The organism is Winogradskyella vincentii, from assembly GCF_020166345.1.
Taxonomy (GTDB): Bacteria; Bacteroidota; Bacteroidia; order Flavobacteriales; family Flavobacteriaceae; genus Winogradskyella; species Winogradskyella vincentii.
This window is the reverse complement of record NZ_JAIUJS010000003.1, coordinates 90432-109817: the sequence shown is the minus strand read 5'-3', so window position 1 is coordinate 109817 and position 19386 is coordinate 90432. Positions and strand designations below refer to the sequence as shown.

The 19386-nt window shown below is 32.6% G+C and carries 21 protein-coding genes; 6 read left to right on the top strand and 15 right to left on the bottom strand.

Features of this window, described 5'->3' with window-relative positions:
- Window positions 1–3 precede the first annotated feature (3 nt).
- The 4 genes from LBV24_RS06385 to LBV24_RS06370 all read right to left on the bottom strand — a co-directional run bounded on the left by LBV24_RS06385 (window position 4) and on the right by LBV24_RS06370 (window position 2090).
- Complete coding sequence (locus LBV24_RS06385; RefSeq protein WP_224477767.1) at window positions 4–831, bottom strand: mechanosensitive ion channel family protein; 828 nt, start codon at window positions 829–831, stop codon at window positions 4–6.
- A gap of 34 nt (window positions 832–865) precedes the next feature.
- A complete protein-coding gene (locus LBV24_RS06380; protein ID WP_224477766.1) occupies window positions 866–1039 on the bottom strand; it encodes a hypothetical protein in 174 nt (57 codons plus the stop codon).
- Window positions 1023–1610, bottom strand: a complete 588-nt coding sequence (locus LBV24_RS06375; protein ID WP_224477765.1) for an RNA polymerase sigma factor — start codon at window positions 1608–1610, stop codon at window positions 1023–1025. The genes LBV24_RS06380 and LBV24_RS06375 overlap by 17 nt, the downstream gene beginning before the upstream one ends.
- A 75-nt stretch (window positions 1611–1685) precedes the next feature.
- On the bottom strand, window positions 1686–2090 hold the full coding sequence (locus tag LBV24_RS06370; RefSeq protein ID WP_224477764.1) for a DUF2721 domain-containing protein: 405 nt from the start codon (window positions 2088–2090) through the stop codon (window positions 1686–1688).
- A 260-nt stretch (window positions 2091–2350) separates the two neighbouring features.
- Between LBV24_RS06370 and LBV24_RS06365 the strand changes: the two genes are divergently transcribed.
- Window positions 2351–2950: a hypothetical protein gene (locus tag LBV24_RS06365; RefSeq protein WP_224477763.1), complete on the top strand. Its 600-nt coding sequence runs from the start codon at window positions 2351–2353 to the stop codon at window positions 2948–2950.
- Here the strand turns inward: LBV24_RS06365 and LBV24_RS06360 are convergent, their stop codons facing one another.
- The 5 genes from LBV24_RS06360 to LBV24_RS06340 all read right to left on the bottom strand — a co-directional run bounded on the left by LBV24_RS06360 (window position 2951) and on the right by LBV24_RS06340 (window position 7377).
- Window positions 2951–3784 carry a DUF922 domain-containing protein gene (locus LBV24_RS06360; RefSeq protein WP_224477762.1) on the bottom strand — a complete coding sequence of 278 codons (834 nt, stop codon included), beginning with the start codon at window positions 3782–3784 and terminating at the stop codon, window positions 2951–2953.
- A 65-nt stretch (window positions 3785–3849) separates the two neighbouring features.
- On the bottom strand, window positions 3850–5250 hold the full coding sequence (gene lpdA / locus LBV24_RS06355; RefSeq protein WP_224477761.1) for a dihydrolipoyl dehydrogenase: 1401 nt from the start codon (window positions 5248–5250) through the stop codon (window positions 3850–3852).
- Window positions 5251–5484: 234 nt separating this feature from the next.
- Window positions 5485–6255 (bottom strand): LuxR C-terminal-related transcriptional regulator, encoded by a 771-nt coding sequence (locus tag LBV24_RS06350; RefSeq protein ID WP_224477760.1) that lies wholly within the window; start codon window positions 6253–6255, stop codon window positions 5485–5487.
- A gap of 34 nt (window positions 6256–6289) precedes the next feature.
- A complete protein-coding gene (locus tag LBV24_RS06345) occupies window positions 6290–6919 on the bottom strand; it encodes a CPBP family intramembrane glutamic endopeptidase (RefSeq protein WP_224477759.1) in 630 nt (209 codons plus the stop codon).
- A gap of 2 nt (window positions 6920–6921) precedes the next feature.
- Entirely contained in the window at window positions 6922–7377 is a 456-nt protein-coding gene (locus LBV24_RS06340) for an Lrp/AsnC family transcriptional regulator (protein WP_224477758.1), read from the bottom strand.
- 161 nt (window positions 7378–7538) lie between these two features.
- Here LBV24_RS06340 and LBV24_RS06335 point away from each other — a divergent pair, with 161 nt between their 5' ends.
- Window positions 7539–8753 carry an aminotransferase class I/II-fold pyridoxal phosphate-dependent enzyme gene (locus tag LBV24_RS06335; RefSeq protein ID WP_224477757.1) on the top strand — a complete coding sequence of 405 codons (1215 nt, stop codon included), beginning with the start codon at window positions 7539–7541 and terminating at the stop codon, window positions 8751–8753.
- A gap of 81 nt (window positions 8754–8834) precedes the next feature.
- Here LBV24_RS06335 and LBV24_RS06330 read toward each other — a convergent pair whose 3' ends face one another.
- Window positions 8835–9230, bottom strand: coding sequence for a hypothetical protein (locus LBV24_RS06330; RefSeq protein WP_224477756.1), 396 nt, complete (start codon window positions 9228–9230; stop codon window positions 8835–8837).
- Window positions 9231–9389: 159 nt separating this feature from the next.
- On the opposite strand from LBV24_RS06330, the gene nhaC reads away from it, so the two are divergent.
- The gene (gene nhaC, locus LBV24_RS06325) at window positions 9390–10880 is read left to right on the top strand and encodes a Na+/H+ antiporter NhaC (protein ID WP_224477755.1); all 1491 of its coding nucleotides are present in this window, start codon (window positions 9390–9392) and stop codon (window positions 10878–10880) included.
- A gap of 1 nt (window position 10881) precedes the next feature.
- Here nhaC and LBV24_RS06320 read toward each other — a convergent pair whose 3' ends face one another.
- Both LBV24_RS06320 and katG read right to left on the bottom strand, forming a co-directional pair.
- Window positions 10882–11355, bottom strand: coding sequence for an ankyrin repeat domain-containing protein (locus LBV24_RS06320; protein WP_224477754.1), 474 nt, complete (start codon window positions 11353–11355; stop codon window positions 10882–10884).
- Between the two features lie 78 nt (window positions 11356–11433).
- Window positions 11434–13647: a catalase/peroxidase HPI gene (gene katG / locus LBV24_RS06315; RefSeq protein ID WP_224477753.1), complete on the bottom strand. Its 2214-nt coding sequence runs from the start codon at window positions 13645–13647 to the stop codon at window positions 11434–11436.
- A gap of 266 nt (window positions 13648–13913) precedes the next feature.
- On the opposite strand from katG, the gene LBV24_RS06310 reads away from it, so the two are divergent.
- Together LBV24_RS06310 and LBV24_RS06305 are read left to right on the top strand one after the other, a co-directional pair.
- Window positions 13914–14633, top strand: a complete 720-nt coding sequence (locus tag LBV24_RS06310) for a hypothetical protein (protein WP_224477752.1) — start codon at window positions 13914–13916, stop codon at window positions 14631–14633.
- 64 nt (window positions 14634–14697) lie between these two features.
- A complete protein-coding gene (locus LBV24_RS06305) occupies window positions 14698–14940 on the top strand; it encodes a putative signal transducing protein (RefSeq protein ID WP_224477751.1) in 243 nt (80 codons plus the stop codon).
- An 18-nt stretch (window positions 14941–14958) separates the two neighbouring features.
- Here LBV24_RS06305 and LBV24_RS06300 read toward each other — a convergent pair whose 3' ends face one another.
- Entirely contained in the window at window positions 14959–16584 is a 1626-nt protein-coding gene (locus tag LBV24_RS06300; RefSeq protein WP_224477750.1) for an ABC-F family ATP-binding cassette domain-containing protein, read from the bottom strand.
- 133 nt (window positions 16585–16717) lie between these two features.
- On the opposite strand from LBV24_RS06300, the gene LBV24_RS06295 reads away from it, so the two are divergent.
- Window positions 16718–18178 carry a TlpA family protein disulfide reductase gene (locus tag LBV24_RS06295; protein ID WP_224477749.1) on the top strand — a complete coding sequence of 487 codons (1461 nt, stop codon included), beginning with the start codon at window positions 16718–16720 and terminating at the stop codon, window positions 18176–18178.
- A 31-nt stretch (window positions 18179–18209) separates the two neighbouring features.
- Here LBV24_RS06295 and fsa read toward each other — a convergent pair whose 3' ends face one another.
- Window positions 18210–18863: a fructose-6-phosphate aldolase gene (fsa, locus tag LBV24_RS06290; protein WP_114301665.1), complete on the bottom strand. Its 654-nt coding sequence runs from the start codon at window positions 18861–18863 to the stop codon at window positions 18210–18212.
- 117 nt (window positions 18864–18980) lie between these two features.
- Entirely contained in the window at window positions 18981–19385 is a 405-nt protein-coding gene (locus LBV24_RS06285) for a hypothetical protein (RefSeq protein WP_224477748.1), read from the bottom strand.
- Between the last annotated feature and the right edge of the window lies 1 nt (window position 19386).

Sequence of the window (19386 nt, the reverse complement as noted above, 5' to 3'; positions counted from 1 at the left end):
TAGTTAGTCCTGCAGTTGCACTTGATTTTCCACTATTTCATTGATAGGAACAATCAATATCCCATCATCATTTTTAAGTTTTATTGAAATACCTTCTATTGCCTCAACCTTATATTTCTTATTGTTGAATTCAATTTTTTGACCCACTTCATAAGTTTTGCGTGCATAGAACGACTTAAGCAATTTTCCTACTACTTCTTTAGCACCTAACCCAAAGGCTATTGCAAAGGCTAAAAGGAAAGCCGCTATAATCATGTTAATGTTGTTTGTAATTATAGCTGTATCAATACCAGCTTGATTAAGAGCTGTAATTGAGATAAATGTTAACAACAAAAAGAAAACAACCTGGCTTATCATTTTACCACCAGACAAGTCCATTGATTCAAATAAGGACTTTAAGCCATTCTTTACAAAATTGGCAAATAATAGACCTAGAATAAATATTAAAAGTGCAGCGAATAATTGTGGTAAATAACTGAGCAATTCACTTATTTGAGTAGATATTATTTCTAGACCCAATATATCTGAAGCCGTTATCAGCAGTACAATATACATTAGCCATTTCACAAAGTTTGAAATAATCTTAACAGTATCGAAATTGAGCTCTTTTCCTTCAATAATTTCAATTTCGTTGAGCTTATCATCTAACTTGTCAATTTTAGCAAGCTTAAGTACCTTTTTAATAACTCTTACTATTATTTTGGTAATTATCCATCCAACAAGAAATACAACCAATGCACCAATTATGTTAGGGAACACATTAGTTATTTCCATCCACATAGAGGTTAATGATTTGAGCATTACGTCTTTAAATTCAGTCATTTTTTCCATACTAATAAGATTTTTTGTTAGGGTTTATTAAGTATTATTCTTTTCTGTTTTTGCTTACACTGTCTATGATATAACCAAGATTATACGAAAACAGTTCTGCTAATTCCATAAATAACTTTGCCATGGCAATATCATGCATAACTTTACTTTTAAGTTCTGCAGGTACCTTTTTCAAAGGTTGATTTATGTGCTTAAATGGATTGTCCATTCTTCGTATAATTATCGTACTTCTGTACTAGTTTTTCTTTAGCTCTTTTTAATCGCATTTTAACTGCGCTTTCTCCAATATCTAAAGCTTCTGACAATTCTTTAATAGTTAAATTGTCTTCATACTTTAGTAGTAGTATCATCTTTTCATCTGGTGAAATCAACTCCATTACTTTCTTCAACTTTTCAACTCGCATATTCTGAAACTCGCGAGTAGAATCTACATCTTCACCAATGTTTTCAATACTATCTGAACTTACTGATTTTTTCTCGATCTTTTTGGCTGTATTTCTGGTAACATAATTTACACAATGATTATATGTAAATGCATATAACCATGTTGAAAATTTAGATTTTCCTTTGAAACTTCCCAGTTTCACAAAGACTCTTAAAAATACATCTTGTGTTAGATCTTTGGCTTCATCAACGCCATTTGCAAAACCATAACATTTATTGTACACCATAGAGGAATATCTATCATATAGCACCTCAAACAACAACGTATTGTTGTTTTTTACGATTGCCTCTACGAGTGCTTCATCGGTTAGGGTATGAACATCCGTTGGTGTCAAAATTTGTCTATTAACTTATGGTTAGTTGTTAGTAAGACACGCATAGTTTTGATAGGTCACAAAAAAATTTAAAATTTAGTTTTTTAATTGTTCTTCAATATCTCCTAAGTGGTGATTTAAGGCTTTAGACGATATCTGTATCTCCCAAATCAGAAAGGCTAAAGACAAGATTAATAACATCAAAGCCACACCAAATATCCAAACAGCAACAATATGCTGATCGATATAAATTAAAAACATAGTTAATACACAAAGAAGTAAACTTGCAATCCCAAAAATTTGCATCCAACGCGTTAATTGAAGTCGTAACTTTAAATTTTTTATTTGCCTGATTAAAGAATCCTCCCTCTTTTCCCTATACCTTTCACTTAAGTCTCTTATTACTGCGGCATAAGCTAAAAATCTGTTGGTATAAGCCAACATAATTAAAGAAATTGCAGAAAATAATAAGGCAGGTGTGGTTAGAGTTAGTTCTTCCATTAATCATTAGTCAATTTGCACTGCAAAATACTTGTCATTCTTCAATTAAATTAACATATGTTAAAATTGTTATTAACTATAAATGTTAATATATCTCGTTTTTAAAGGTCTAATTTTACAATTAACAGAAAAGATGAGGTCATTTGTCGAAGATTAGGGCTAAGAATTTCAAAAATTTGAGATAATTACTAAATTACATCAAATTCCTCCAAAATCTAATAATATTACTAGTGCTAACTAGAAAAATTTAACCGCTTGATATGGAAGACTACTTACACAACATATTACCCAATCTTAAGCCTTTTAATTTTGAGCAACATCATGATTCTCATTTTATAAACCAAAATTGGGTTTTAGTAAACGGAATATCTAAGAAAAGATCTATCTACACATTTAAAGAGGATAATACTCTTGAAATATCTAGGAAAAACGATGTGATTAAAACATCATGGAATTTAAACGTTAATAATATCTTCACTATAGAAACCGAAGATGGATTAATCAAGGTAAAGGCCTATTTTAAAGATAATGACATACTGGTACTTAATCATCAGAATAAAAAAGAATTTTCTGTTTATATAAACACTACTGATTATAACAATGAATTAAATTCGGTTGAAGATATTAAGGACTTTTTAAAAGAAAAATACAAGAGAAAAGCTAGCAATGTTATATATGACCATGAGTTTTATTATATAGAAAAATCTGAAGAATTTGGTCCATTTAAAGTAGAAGAGCTCTCAAAAAAAGTAAGAAACGAAGAAATATCAGCTTATTGCTTTGTGAGGGACGTCAATGAAGATGATTATAGCAAAAGACTAAGAATTAATGATTTAATCACAGAATTAGTTCAGCATTAATTAATTACTCTTATAAAATTCATATTTGGCAAGTTCAATTTCTACTATTGCCTCCCAATTTTCTTGAGTTTCTTTCTCATCTCCTCTAGCAGTTTCTCTGTCATATTTCTCCTGTCGTTTTTGCATTTCGTTAAAAACTCTATCAAATATAGTCTTTGCACGCAGCATATCATTACTTGTAACCTTTGCATCGGCTAATTCTTTTCTTAGCTTCCGTGAGTAAATTTCTGTAATATCAAAATGGATTTGCTCATGCTTTAAGACATAATCTGTTCTCCCTTCTGGTAATACCCAACTGCTGTTGGTATTAAAAACACTTTGCACATAAACCTTACCTTCTTTAAACATGTTTGCACCAGATTCGTATCCAAAACCTGAATTAGTCAACGCTAATGCATTAGGGTAAGTTTCACGATCTGGTTTACCTTTAAAATCATCCCAAGTAAGTTTTCTGTACTCGCGCCATTCTATTTGCGTTTCATAAATCTTAGGATCACTCACTCTATATATATTTGCCCACAACCTATTGCATGTGCTCCACTTATCTGGAAGTTTATGCCTAGTGATTTTAATTACGTTGGCTCCCGACTGGCGTGCTAATTTTTTAAGACTATTAATATTTTCGTAAAGGGTGCAATTAACTGATAATCCATTATCTGTTGCTTTTACAGAACCAACTAAATCTCCCACTATTGCTTGGTCATCAAATATTTTGAGAACTACTACTAAGTCATTTTCATCTAGCGCATCAAAACTGGTAATTACATTACTTTTAAGTTTTGGTGAACAAGAAAATGCCAGAAGTACTAACAAAAGGACATTGATTTTTTTCATTGTAATTAAGAAAAAAAGCGAACATCCAGTCCGCTTTTGTAAATTTTAATTCTTAGTCTTTTGCTTTAAACATGCAATGCTCTGTTATCCGTAGCCGCCAAAGCAGCCTCTTTAATTGCTTCTGCAAAGGTAGGATGAGCATGCGAATATCTAGATATATCTTCAGCTGAAGCTCTAAACTCCATTGCCGTTACCGCCTCAGCGATTAAATCTGCACATCGAGCACCAATCATATGTACGCCTAATACTTCGTCCGTAGACTTATCTGCTAGTATTTTTACAAAACCATCAATATCTCCACTCGCTCTAGCTCTTCCTAAGGCTCTAAATGGAAACTGACCAACTTTGTATTCAATGTTTTCAGCTTTCAATTCTTCTTCTGTTTTACCTACCGCTGCTACCTCTGGCCATGTATAAACAACACCTGGAATTAGATTATAATCTATGTGTGGTTTCTGACCTGCTATTGTTTCTGCAACAAACACACCTTCTTCTTCTGCCTTATGGGCTAACATAGCACCTCTTACCACATCACCGATAGCATAAATATTTGATGAAGAAGTCTGTAAATGTTCATTAACCTCTACTTGTCCACGCTCATTAATCTTGACACCTGCAGCTTCAGCATTTAATCCATCAGTATATGGTCTACGACCTACAGACACTAAGCAATAATCACCCTTAAACTCTACAACTTCACCTTTTTTATTTTCTGCTTTTACAACCACCTCATCTCCTTTTCTCTCTACCGATTGTACCTTATGAGACATCATCATTTTGCATTTAGCCTTTTTAAAGACCTTATTTAGTTCTTTGGACAAACCTGCATCCATTGTAGGCAAAATTCTGTCCATATATTCAATTACGGTTACTTCAGCACCAAGTCTATAATATACTTGTCCTAATTCTAAACCAATAACACCACCACCTATAACAATCATATGTTTAGGTATCTCTTTTAGTTTAAGCGCTTCTGTAGAGGTAATTATTCTTTCCTTATCTAATTCTATAAATGGCAAATTACTTGGCTTACTGCCAGTTGCAATAATTATGTTTTTAGCCTCAATCTCTCCAGCATCTTTACCATCTATTTTAATGTGAGTTGCATCTATAAATGAACCAAGACCCTCAAATACCTCTATATTATTTTTTTTCATTAAAAAATCAATACCACCAGTTGTCTGATCAACAACAGCTTGCTTACGAGCTATCATCTTCTCTAGATTAACCTTCACATCGCCTGGAATTTCAATACCATGCTCTTCAAAATGTTTTGTTGCCTCTTCATAATGATGAGAAGAACTTAATAAAGCCTTACTTGGAATACAACCAACGTTTAAACATGTACCACCTAAAGTTGAATATTTTTCAATAAGAGCAGTTTTCATTCCTAATTGTGCGCAACGGATTGCGGCAACATATCCTCCAGGACCTGAACCTATAACTGCAACATCGTATGATTTCATAAAAAATTTATTATCTGTTTGTAAAAGAATTACAAAAGTACAATTAAGATTAAAATTTAAGGCAAGAAGTAGAGCTATTTTTAAGATAGAATGGATCAAATATATCCATCAAAAAAGTGTCTAATGAATAAATTCAACGACACTTTTTCTAATTCCCCTAAGAATAAACTAATAGCATTGTAAATATCTTACAAAATAAACGGTCTTACAATACTCAAATTGAGTATTTTAATACTAGATAATATTTTGATTCATTTTTAATATTCCTATTAGTTCTCCTGTAGATGATATATTTAATTTTTTTAGAATATTTCGTCTATGCGTATCAACTGTATGCGGACTAATATTTAATTTTTCTGAAATCTCTTTGCTACTAAAATCTTGAATTAACAATCTTATTACATCTCTCTCTCTATTACTAATTCCTCCATTTAATAATTTTTGAGAATACGTATTAAAATAAATCGTTTCATACTCCTGTTTATTATTTAACAATTTGGCCGATGCAGAAATTTCTAACTTAATACCTGGATCTAAAACTGTATAGTGAGCCAATCCAACAATTGGTTTTCCTTGGCTATCAAAAGCTAATGGCGTTGTATTTTGAACGATATTTACATAAACATCATCAGCATTTTTAAATCTGTAATTCCAAGTATAATTGGCATTTTGCCTATCCTTTTCTTCAATGTTCCTTAGAGTGAATTCCATTAATTGGTTTAAAGCTTTTAACCAATTATCAAGGTCTTCAGGGTGAATTCTACTCCAAAAGTAGCGCATACCTTTCTCGAGTAGTTCTTCAGATTTAAGGCCTAGGCACGAATTATAATTTTTACTTACATACTCAAAACTCAATGTTTGTGTATTTGTAACACAGAAAAATGTAGAACTGTATGGCAAATACTTATCTAATTCTATGATTTTCTTTATATGAGTTTCAAGAGATGGTTTGTCGTACGACTTAAATATGGACTGATAAAAGTCCTTTACATTATTGAAATCCATGATTAATAGCTATTTACAGTAAATTTAAATAAAATTAAGTTGGAAATCCAAGCATTGCTCCCATTCCTATGGTAAATAACCAACAACCATAAATGGCATGCTCTAAAGATACAAGTAATGTTGATTTAGTCTTATAATATGTATGTGCAAATAATAAACCTCCAATAAACGTCAAAAGAATAACAAGAGAATTCTTGAAGAATAAATGCGCCAATGAAAATAAAACGGCATTCAAATAAATAAAGAGTGTTTTATTCTTAATTAATGCCTCGTAACGTTGAAAGAAAAATGTTCTAAAGATTAACTCTTGTGGATAAACCGAAAATAATGAATAAATAAACAAGATCGCTATCCAAAGAATTGGTTTGTTTAAAAGAACAATAAAAAGATGATCCCAGGCCATAACCGCAACGTAACAGGTGGTTATAATAATTATCACAATCAACCTGATAAGTGTTTGAACCCAAAATCTTTTCCATTTAATGTTTTTTGATATTTCAAATTTGTTTTTTTCAACTTTTAATAGGACCCAAATGACATAAAGAAAGCCAATAACACCAGCTATTAATTTAGTCACTAATCCTATAGCATCAACTGAAAATACGACTGGTATAATTATAAAAAGAAGAAATAATTCAAAAAGTTTAAACTTATTAGAATTCATAATTACAGAGTAATTGTAGTAGTATGTTTTACTTCGCTTATCATAAACATGCTATGTGTACTACCAATATGGTCAATTCTTGTTAACTTCTTAACCATGAATTCTCTAAACGCTTCCATATCCTTTACTAAAACCTTTAAAAGGTAATCATAATCTCCACTTATATGGTAACATTCTAACACCTCTTCTAATTTCGCAACCTCTCTTTCAAACTTTACAACAAAGTCTTGCGAATGCTGTACAAGTTTTACGTGACAAAAGGCCATAAATTCTTTATTGACTTTCTTTTTATTAACTAAGGCAACATAATTGGTAATTACACCGCTCGACTCAAGTTTTTTGATACGTTCGTAAACAGCCGTTACGGATAACCCTAATTTTATTGAAAGCGCCTTATTGGTCTGCTTGCTGTCATTTTGAAGTAATGCTAAAAGCTTTCTATCTATTTCGTCAAACATTGTAAAAGGATAATTTTTCAGTAAAACTTATATTAGTTATAAAAATAATGAAATATTTATTATATTATTTCAATATTTTAGAATATATATCTATATATGTAAATTATCATTGTTTTTATATCATAATTTATCGAAATTTGTAATAATAAAATTATAGTATTATGGATTTCAAACCTGCAAACAATATTCAAGATCTTCAATATTTTGGTGAATTTGGTGGTGTTAACCCTTCAATTTCGGATTCATCTACTTATACTTTTTTATCAGCCAAAACAATGTTTGATACATTTGAAGGTAACGCTGATGGTTGTTACTTATACTCAAGACACTCCTCTCCTTCAAATCTGTATTTAGGTGAAGCATTAGCGGCAATGGAAGGTACGGAAACAGCAACCGTAACTGCCTCTGGTATGGGAGCAATAACTCCTGTATTATTACAACTTTGTGAGTCTGGAGACCACATTGTAAGTAGCCGTACTATATATGGTGGTACTTATGCTTTTTTGAAGAACTTTGCTCCTCGCTTAGGTATAAATACATCATTTGTTGATATCACAAAGTTGGATGTTGTTGAAGCATCTATTACAAATAAAACAAAAGTCTTATACTGTGAATCTGTGAGTAATCCACTTTTAGAAGTAGCAGATATTTCCGGTTTGGCAAAAATTGCAAAAAAGCACAATCTTAAACTTGTTGTGGACAACACTTTTTCTCCGCTTTCTATATCTCCAGCAAAATTAGGTGCAGATATAATAATTCATAGTCTAACAAAATTTATTAATGGATCATCAGATACCGTTGGTGGTGTTGTATGTGGCTCGCAAGAACTTATTGACCAGTTAAGAAATGTAAATGATGGTGCCGCAATGCTATTAGGTTCAACAATGGACAGTTTAAGATCTGCATCAGTACTTAAGAACTTAAGAACCTTACATATAAGAATGCATCAGCATAGTAAAAATGGGATGTTTCTTGCAAATGAATTCGAAAAAATTGGTCTTAAAACAGTATATCCAGGTCTAAAATCTCATCCTTCCCATAATTTATTCAAATCAATGATGAATGAATCATACGGGTTTGGAGGAATGCTAACAATTGATGTAGGCACTTTAGATAAGGCTAACGCATTAATGGAAATGATGCAAAAAGAGAATTTAGGATATTTAGCTGTTAGTCTAGGTTTTTACAAAACACTTTTTAGTGCTCCTGGCACATCAACATCTTCTGAAATACCTGAACATGAACAGGAAGAAATGGGCTTAAGTGATGGACTAATCCGTTTTTCTATAGGATTGGATGCAGATATCCAGCGAACCTTTAATAAAATGAAGGAGTGTATGGTTAGATTGAAAATTCTCCAAGAAGAAATAGTATAAATAAAAAAGAGCAAATTAATCTAATAATTTGCTCTTTTGGTTTAAGGGCTATTAATAATCCTAGTGTAGTAGGTTTGTCTATCAAGCAACCATAGATTCGTAATGTTTTACAAGTTTTGCATTTCTTATTACTTCTCTGTTCAGCTTTTGTTTAATGTTGGCCATATCTACAACTGGTGTAATATTCTTTAAGTCTGTTTTACTAGATTCGAGCTTAGTCAAATAATTCAAGGTCATAATATGTCTTCTAAGTTGTCTTCTATTTCTTTTTAGTTCTTCTTTCATATTCATTGTAGAACAGTATGAATTAGGTTTGTTACACATTTTTCTATTTCTAGCACTATTCAAAGAAAATGATCTGTTAGATTTATTATCTACTTTAAATTCTGATTTTATGCGTTGTCTAGTAAATAAAAAGTAGGCAACTAGTATTATCTGTATTCCAAGAAATACTAAAAAATAATTTAAAAGTTCCATAGTTCAGGGGTTTAATTACTTTTCAGACACATAGTGAGTTACCTGTTGTAACAATTTTTCGATGAAATGCATAAAATTTTTAGATTTTCTAAATTAAATATCGATTATTTGCTATAAAATTAAGATTATCGTAACATTACGCTGATAAAGAAATAATAAATGCAAGACGATAAAAACATTTCCGAATTAAAGATTAAGGATCAGAAGGTGATTCAAAATACCGAATTAAGCATATGGGAAGCATTAGTACCTGTAATTGCCTTGATTGGTATGTTGGCCTATAATATATATGTTTATGGTGATGATGCTCTTAGCGGAAGTAATCAGTTTATTCTTTTAATGGGTGCTGCAGTAGCAGCAATTGTGGGTTTTTTAAATAAAGTAAAGTATAAACGTATGCTAGAAGAGGTTGCGGAAAACGTGAAATCTACAACTGGTGCACTTTTAATTTTACTAATGGTGGGCGCATTAGCGGGCACTTGGCTAGTAAGTGGCATTATACCTACAATGATTTATTATGGTCTGCAAATACTGAATCCCACAATATTTTTAGCGGCATGTGTTGTTATTTGTGCTATTATATCAATAGCAACTGGTAGTAGCTGGACAACATCTGCAACTGTAGGTATTGCTTTAGTGGGTATTGGAGAAACATTAGGTATATCTATGGGAATGACAGCAGGTGCAGTATTATCTGGGGCTTATTTTGGTGATAAAATGTCACCTTTAAGCGACACTACTAATTTAGCTCCTGCAATGGCTGGTGGCGAATTATTTAGTCATATAAAATACATGGCATACACAACGATCCCTACAATCGTAATTACTTTAATCATATTCGTTATTATTGGCTTAAACTTAGATACTTCAGGCACACCACAAATTGCTGATAAGCTAACAGCAATTGATGGTGCATTTAATATAAGTCCATGGTTGTTTATTGTACCAGTGATCGTCATATTCATGATTGTCAAAAAGACTCCTCCACTTATTGCATTGCTAATTGGAGCACTTTTGGGTGGTATAACTGCAATTATTGCACAACCAGAGATAATTGTATCTATAGCAGGTGCTGAATCCTTAAGCTTCCAATCAGCTTACAAAGGAGTTATGAATGCCCTAACCGTTGATACAGCAGTAACCACATCAAGTGCTGAATTAAATGATTTATTTACAGCTGGTGGAATGAAAGGTATGCTTGGAACTATTTGGCTCATAGTGTGTGCAATGGTTTTTGGTGGCGTTATGGATGCGATTGGTGCGTTATCTAGAATTACAGATGCATTATTGAAAATGGCAACATCAATTTTTGGATTGTTTGCAAGTACTGTAGCTAGTTGTTTGGCCTTAAACCTATCGGCTTCAGATCAATATTTAGCTCTTGTGGTACCAGGAAAAATGTTCAAAAAGGCATATGAAGACCGTGGACTAGCACCAGAAAATTTAAGTAGAACCCTTGAGGACTCTGGTACAGTTACATCAGTATTAATCCCATGGAATACTTGTGGGGCATACCATTCTAAAGTTTTATTTGGTTATGCTGGCGCTACCGCTTATATACCTTACGCTTTTTTTAGCATAATAAGTCCATTTATGACCTTACTTTTTGCGGCATTTAGAATAAAGATTAAGCAACTTTCAGATAAATAATTTATTGTTTAAGGATATCAATAATATCCGTTATACCTTTATCAATCGCATAGTCTATAGCTGTCTTGCCTTCGTTGTCTTTAACATCCTTATTGGCTTTTGCAGTTAACAATGCTTTCACTATTGATTGGTGACCATACTGAACCGCAAAGATTAGTGCTGTTGAACCATTATTATTAATTGCATCAACATTTGCACCTTTTTCTATTAAAAGTTCAACTAATTCAACATTACCTTTAAAACTAACGCCAATCAAGGCGGTATTTCCCGATGCATCCTGAGCATTAATATTTGCACCATGTTTTAAAAGTGCTTTAGCAATTTCAATTTGATTAAAATAGGTTGCAAATATTAGTGGTGTAAATCCTCTTGCATCTGTTGAGTTGACAACATCTGGATTATTCATTGCCTGTGCTTCAATATTCTCAAGATTTCCAGACTGAATTGTTCTGAAAAATAGTTCCGTTATATTCATTTTTTAACTTTTAAATAAAAAAAGGAATGCCTACTTAAGCAGTGCACCCCTTTTTTTCATTTACTATTAATCAAAGTTTTATTTTAAATCAAAGCGATCCAAATCCATAACCTTAGCCCACGCTTTAACAAAATCATTTACAAATCGTTCTTCACCATCATCCGCACCATACACCTCACATACTGCTCTTAATTCTGTATTTGAGCCAAAAATTAAATCAGCTCTTGTTCCAGTAAATTTAACAGCACCTGTTCTTCTATCACGACCTTCAAAAATTGTATCATCGTCAGAAGTTGCGCTCCATGTATAAGTAAAATCTAAAATATTAGTGAAAAAATCATTTGTTAAACTACCAATATTATCAGTAAACACACCAAGCTTTGATCCATCCCAATTTGTACCTAAAACTCTTAAACCACCTACTAAAGCTGTCATCTCAGGAATAGACAATGTGAGTAGATTAGCTCTATCTACCAATAGGTCTTCAGCAGCAACATTTAATTTTGAATTCATATAATTTCTAAATCCGTCAGCTAATGGTTCTAAATAACCAAAAGATTCAAGATCTGTTTGCTCTTGTGAAGCATCTCCTCTTCCTTGTGAGAAAGGTACAGATACATTATGACCCGCATTGCGAGCAGCTTCTTCAATACCTGCCACACCTCCCAAGACAATTAAATCTGCCATAGAAACTGATCCACTAAACTCATTTTGAATACCTTCATAAACCTTTAACACCTTCTCCAGTTCTGCTGGATTGTTTACTTCCCAACTTCTTTGTGGCTCCAATCTTATACGGCCACCATTTGCACCACCTCTCATATCTGAGCCTCTAAAAGTAGAAGCTGAAGCCCAAGCAGTTTTAACTAACTCAGATACTGATAAACCAGATGCTAAAATCATTTTCTTTAATGAAGAAATATCAGAATCACTTAGAGTATAATCCACAGAAGGAATTGGATCTTGCCAAATTAATTCCTCTTTTGGTACTTCAGGTCCTAAATAGCGCTGAATTGGTCCCATATCTCTATGTGTTAACTTATACCAAGCTCTCGCAAATGCATCTTCAAATGCTTTGTGATCTTTGTGAAAACGTTCTGAAATTTCACGATATGTAGGATCCATTTTCAATGCCATATCAGCAGTTGACATCATTAATGCTTGCTTCCCATTTGGATCTCCTGCTTTAGGCGCCATTCTTGCGTTAGAATCTGCCGTTGGCGTCCATTGATGTGCTCCTGCTGGACTTTTAGTTAATTCCCAATCATAGTTTAATAAAACATCAAAGTAATCTGCATCCCATTTTGTTGGGTTTGGTGTCCATGCACCTTCTAAACCACTTGTGATGGTATCATCCAAAACACCTGTTCCAAATGAATTCTTCCAACCTGTACTCATTTCTTCTATTGATGCACCATGAGGTTCCGCACCTACATATTCATCTGGATCTGCAGCACCGTGTGCTTTACCAAATGTATGTCCACCTGCCACTAATGCAACAGTTTCTTCATCGTTCATAGCCATACGGCCAAAAGTAATTTTAATATCATGCGCTGACTTTAATGGGTCTGGTTCGCCATTTGGTCCTTCAGGATTAACATATATCAAGCCCATATGCACAGCACCTAAATGACCTTCTAAATCACCATCGCTAGTATCATAACGATCATCATTATCTAACCAGCCAGTTTCACTTCCCCAATAAACATCTTGTTCTGGCTCCCAAACATCTTCTCTACCGCCTGCAAAACCGTATGTTGAGAATCCCATAGATTCTAAGGCACAGTTACCTGCTAGAATCATTAAATCTGCCCAAGAAATTTTATTACCATATTTTTTCTTAACTGGCCATAATAAAAGACGAGCCTTATCTAAATTTCCATTGTCTGGCCAACTGTTTAAAGGTGCAAAACGCTGTGTACCTGTACCAGCACCACCACGTCCATCTCCAACTCTATAAGTACCAGCACTATGCCATGCCATACGAATCATAAATCCTCCATAGTGACCATAATCAGCAGGCCACCAATCTTGAGAATCGGTCATTAAATCAATTAAGTCTTGTTTTAATTCATCATAGTTAACACTGTTGAACGCCTCTGCATAATCAAAGTCATCACCCATTGGGTTATTTTTACTTGCATGCTGACGTAAAATATTAAGTTTTAACTCGTTTGGCCACCAATCGCGATTTTGAGTTCCGCCACCAGCGGATTTCTTTTGTGTACCACTTAAAAATGGGCATTGACTTGCATCACTGCTGTTAATGTTATAATTCCCTTTATTGTCCATATTTGTATATTTATTTTAATTCTTTTTTATCACAATAAAGTTACGAAATTATGGTGCTAGAATAAAGCCATTATATACTATCTATTTATTTTCTGATAGAGATTATCTATTGTCCTTTTATTTAGAATTGTTTTAAACAATAGCAATCAATTTGTTTTGTTTAATTTTTATGAATAAATACTGAGTTTTGCATAGATAAAATTAAACACAATTGTTAAAGTCTTGCGCCGTATTGCTGCGCATACTATTTTTAAAGAAAAATTGCTATGTTATTGAAAAAGACAAATATTGAAGAGCGATTACAGCGCTTAAGGTACAAACAAAATAATGAGTCCTTAATTATTGATGCCGTTTTTGATATTTTAGAGAATGATAACAGAAAAGACACTGAGATAGAAAAAACACTTTCGTCTCCAAATTCTTCAGATAAAAATAACTTCATATTTGATCTCTTGGAAACAAAAAACATTTATCATATAGATCAAATAAAAGAGATATGCATTAATTACAGATTGCGGTTTTTAGATTCTAAATATTTTAAAGGCGAGCTTCCTTACGAAGCAATTTCGAAAATAAAATCACTGGAGAAGCAGCATAATACCAAATTAAATGGATTCAAAATAATTGCACCTTCTAAACTTTTTAAATTAGAAAATGCTGATGACCCATTGTTATTTGCTCCTATTGGCAATGGTTATTACTACCTTATCCATAAATGGGGAAATGATTTAAACCCATTTAGAAAAATATTGATGTGGCCTTATAAGAGTTTTGGGAATTTAATTATAGCAACTTTAATTGTAAGTTTAATTGCAACAGGTTTATTCCCTGAAGGTGTTTTTTCCAACAAACCAAACTCTGCTCAAGCCGGTATGATATTCTTTTTTATTTTTAAATCTATCGCAGCAGTTGTTATTTACTATGGTTTTGCTGCAGGTAAGAACTTTAATACAGCTATTTGGAATAGCAAGTATTTTAATGCCTGATAATTGTCATGTAACATTCTGGAAAATTTCGTAACTTATAGGTATAATATTAATTCCAATTATTATGAGCGAATCAGAATACACCAAAATATACTACGGTAATTTTATTTTAGTAACTAGAGTCAAAGACGCACTAGAAAAGGAAGATATAATACCTATCATTAAGGATGAAGGCGAATCTCAGCGTTTAGCTGGGTATGCTTCATTAAATCAAGGATTTCAAGAGGTATTTGTCCACAATGACGAATTAGAAAAAGCTAATTATATTGTAGAGAAAGTAAAGGCCGAAATGGAAGCTTCGGCTTAATTTTTTAAAATCTTTTTTCTATACAGTTTGAGCATACATTTTATCTCGTTGCTCTTTAATTTTTTTATCACTCATGTATTCGTCAAAAGTCATGTATCTATCAATGACTCCATTAGGCGTAAGCTCAATTATCCTATTTCCAACGGTTTGAGCAAACTCATGGTCATGCGTGGTCAATAAAACTGTGCCTTTAAAATTCTTCAATGAATTGTTGAATGCTGTAATACTCTCTAAATCTAAGTGGTTGGTAGGTTCATCTAACATCAATACATTAGCACGAATCATCATCATTCTACTTAACATACAACGCACCTTTTCACCACCAGATAATACATCTGCTGTTTTCAATGCTTCTTCACCACTAAATATCATTTTACCTAAGAAACCTCTTATATAAACTTCCTCTCGTTCCTCTTCTGTGGTCGCCCATTGGCGCAACCAATCTACCAAGGTTAACTTATTAGTAAAATATTCACTATTGTCTAACGGCAGATATGATTGTGCAGTAGTGACTCCCCAAGCATATTTACCAGAATCTGCTTTTTCTTTACCATTTATAATTTGGTAAAAAGCCGTTGTAGCTCTAGAATCCTTTGAGTATACAACCACTTTATCACCTTTTGCTAAATTGATATCAACACCCTTAAATAAAAGCTCACCATCAATACTTGCTGTTAATCCTTCGATATTTAAAATTTGATCACCAGCTTCGCGCTCACGCTCAAAAATAATTGCAGGATAACGTCGGCTCGATGGTTTGATGTCTGAAATATTCAGCTTGTCAATCATCTTTTTTCTACTTGTAGCCTGTTTAGACTTTGCTACATTGGCAGAGAAACGACGAATAAATTCTTCAAGCTCTTTTTTCTTTTCTTCTGCTTTCTTATTCTGCTGGGCACGCTGTTTAGCTGCTAACTGAGACGATTGATACCAAAATGTGTAGTTACCAGAATAATGGTTAATCTTTCCAAAATCTATATCTGAGATATGTGTACAAACCGCATCTAAAAAGTGCCTGTCGTGAGATACAACAATCACACAATTATCATAATTGGCTAAAAAGTTCTCTAACCAAGTAATAGTCTCATAATCCAGGTCATTTGTCGGCTCATCCATTATAAGTACATCAGGATTGCCAAAAAGTGCTTGGGCTAAAAGGACACGTACTTTTTGCTTACCGTCTAGATCACCCATTAAGGTATAATGTAATTCTTCCTTTATACCCAAATTAGATAATAATGCAGCCGCATCGCTATCTGCATTCCACCCATTCATTTCTTCAAATTGTACTTGTAACTCACCTATCTTTTCTGCATTCTCATCAGTGTAGTCTGCATATAAAGCATCAATTTGCGTCTTTAATTCATATAGGGGTTTATTTCCTTTTAAAACTGTTTCTAAAACTGTATTCTCATCATGCTTATTATGATTTTGCTCAAGTACAGACATACGCTTACCAGGTTCTAAATGAACATGACCTGATGTAGGATCCATATTACCTGACAAAATTTTTAAAAATGTGGACTTACCAGCACCATTAGCGCCAATAATTCCGTAACAATTACCACTATTAAATGTGGTATTTACCTCATCAAATAATACACGCTTACCAAACTGAACTGATAAATTAGAAACTGATAACATTTTAAGCTTTTTAAATTCGCGACAAAAGTAGAAAATAAAAGCTATTAGACGAAATATTCACACACTATAACAAGATTTAACGAGCTATTAACAACAGATGAATGTTTCAACACATATTTTTGCTTGACTAACAATGACTAAAACACTTATTTTAATACGATCTTTAGGTCTTTTTGTAGGACTATTAGCCATTACATTCGGGTGCAAATCTAAGAGTGCTTCTGAAGGTGATGTAGCCTTTTTAGGCGGTGAGATTGTAAATCCTAAGAACAAAAATGTTATTCTCTACAACACGGACGGTAAAGTTGTAGATTCATTTAAATTGGATGTCAATAATAGATTCAAACATAACTTCAAGAATCTAAACCCAGGTTTATATTCAATTACTCATGGTGGAGAATATCAACTTGTTTTGTTAGAACCTAATGATAGTGTAATGTTTAGGTTAAACACTTATGACTTTGACGAGTCATTAGTTTTTACAGGAAAGGGAGCTAAAAAGAATAATTATTTAATTAAAACTTACCTTTCTAATGAAAGAGAAGCAGATAAGCTAGTTGAATATTCTAAAATGGAACCTGAGGCATTTCACTCTTTTATTGAAGAGCGTAGACAGCGTCATTTAAATCAGCTTCAAAAATTTCTGGCACAGAATAATCAATCCGATTTTTTTCAATCTATTCTTGAAGCAAATATAAATTACAACAATTATGCTGACAAGGAGATTTACCCTTTTGCATATTTTGGTAATAACAAATTAATCCATGTAAAGGATTTACCAGAAAATTTTTATGCTCACAGAAACAACATTGATTATAATGCTAATCACTTAAGTAGATTCTTTTCTTACAACAGATTTTTGTTTTCTCATATTGATAATTTAGCAATTAGTTCTTTCTACGAGCACAATGAATTCCATAGTAAATTTGATAGGCATTCAATGGAATACAATAAGTCTAAATTAGACCTAATTGACAGTATAATTGAGGACGAAACAATAAAAAATAACCTTCTAAAATATAAAGCGAGGAATTATATTAGTCATAATCACACTGAAGATGAAGCTAATGAATTGCTAGATTATTATTTAAGTAGAAGCACTAATGAGGAAGATAAATCCGATATGATAGATTTAGTGGCATCTTTGAAATTACTACGACAAGGAAACCCATTACCAAGTCTAGAAATTGTAAGTTTTGATGACAAAGAATACTCATTAAACTCTATTATTACAAAACCAACAATAATCTATTTTTGGTCTTCTAACTCCAAAGCTCAATATAGAAACAGTCATTACAAAGTGAACTCGTTAAAAAAAGCGTTTGATTATGTAGATTTTGTTTCTATTAATGTAAACGATAACGACGATAAGTATTGGAAGAAAATAATTAGTAATTACGATTTTTCAACAACGAGTGAATACAAGTTTAAAGACTCCAATAAGGCAAAAAAAATATTGGCTGTAAACTACTTGAACAAAGCAATCATTGTTGATGAAAATGGAATTATACTTCATCCTAATGTCAATATTTTCAAATCTGACTTCTCAGAAAAGTTAGAAGAATTACTGCAAAAAAAACACCTTATTAAATAAGGTGTCTTGTAAATGTTTTTTAGAAGAAATTCTAGTTTCCTTTTTTATAATCTGCTAAAAATTTCTCTAAGCCAATATCTGTTAATGGGTGTTTTAGCAACCCGACGATAGAACTTAACGGTCCGGTCATAACATCTGCGCCTAATTTAGCACAATCAATAACATGCATAGTATGTCTAACAGAAGCAGCAAGTATTTCTGTATCAAAAGCATAATTATCATATATATGGCGGATTTCTGCTATTAAATTGAGACCATCAGTAGAAATATCATCTAATCTTCCAATAAATGGCGACACATATGTTGCTCCCGCTTTGGCTGCTAAAAGAGCTTGACCAGGTGAGAATACTAAAGTTACATTTGTTTTTATTCCTTTATCTGAAAAATACTTACATGCCTTTATCCCATCTTTTATCATAGGAAGTTTAATTACAATCTGATCATGCAATTCAGCAAGTGCCTCACCTTCCCTTACCATACCTTCAAAATCTGTTGATATTACCTCAGCTGAAACATCTCCGTCTACGATATTACAAATATCTACATAGTGCTTCAAAATATTATTTGTACCAGTGATACCTTCCTTTGCCATTAACGATGGATTTGTAGTAACACCATCTAGTATACCCATATCTTGAGCCTCTTTAATTTGGTCTAGATTCGCAGTATCGATAAAAAATTTCATGCTTAATTAATTTGAGTTATTGTGGTTTAAAGTTGTCGCGAATTTACAACTAATAGGTAGTTTAATATGGGATAATTAATTAAAATATATTAACAACTTACTAAAAGCAATATATAGTTATTCTTCAATAATTAAAGTATAGGTTTTTGAAGTCGAATAGTTACATAATAAATCGTCTGCACCATCATCCCTAAACGGACCGTCAACATCAACAAATATAGTAACATCAAATGTCCCAACTTCTGCTGGCGTTCCTTCAATACTAATAGTTCTGAAGTTTACAAAATAATCCATGCCTAATGGCAATCCGCTAACATCAAAATAATAGTCGTAGTCTTGGTCTCGAGGTTCGTTGTTTATTTCTGCCTTAAGGTCAACATAATAATAGGATTCTGTTGTACCTATAGGGAATGTTTTATTTTCCAATTCCGGTTCTCTAGGAATTATACAATCAAATACCTCTTCACAACTAAAAAATATAATTGGAATGAAAAGCAGTAATAAAATTTTGTGAATTTTCATG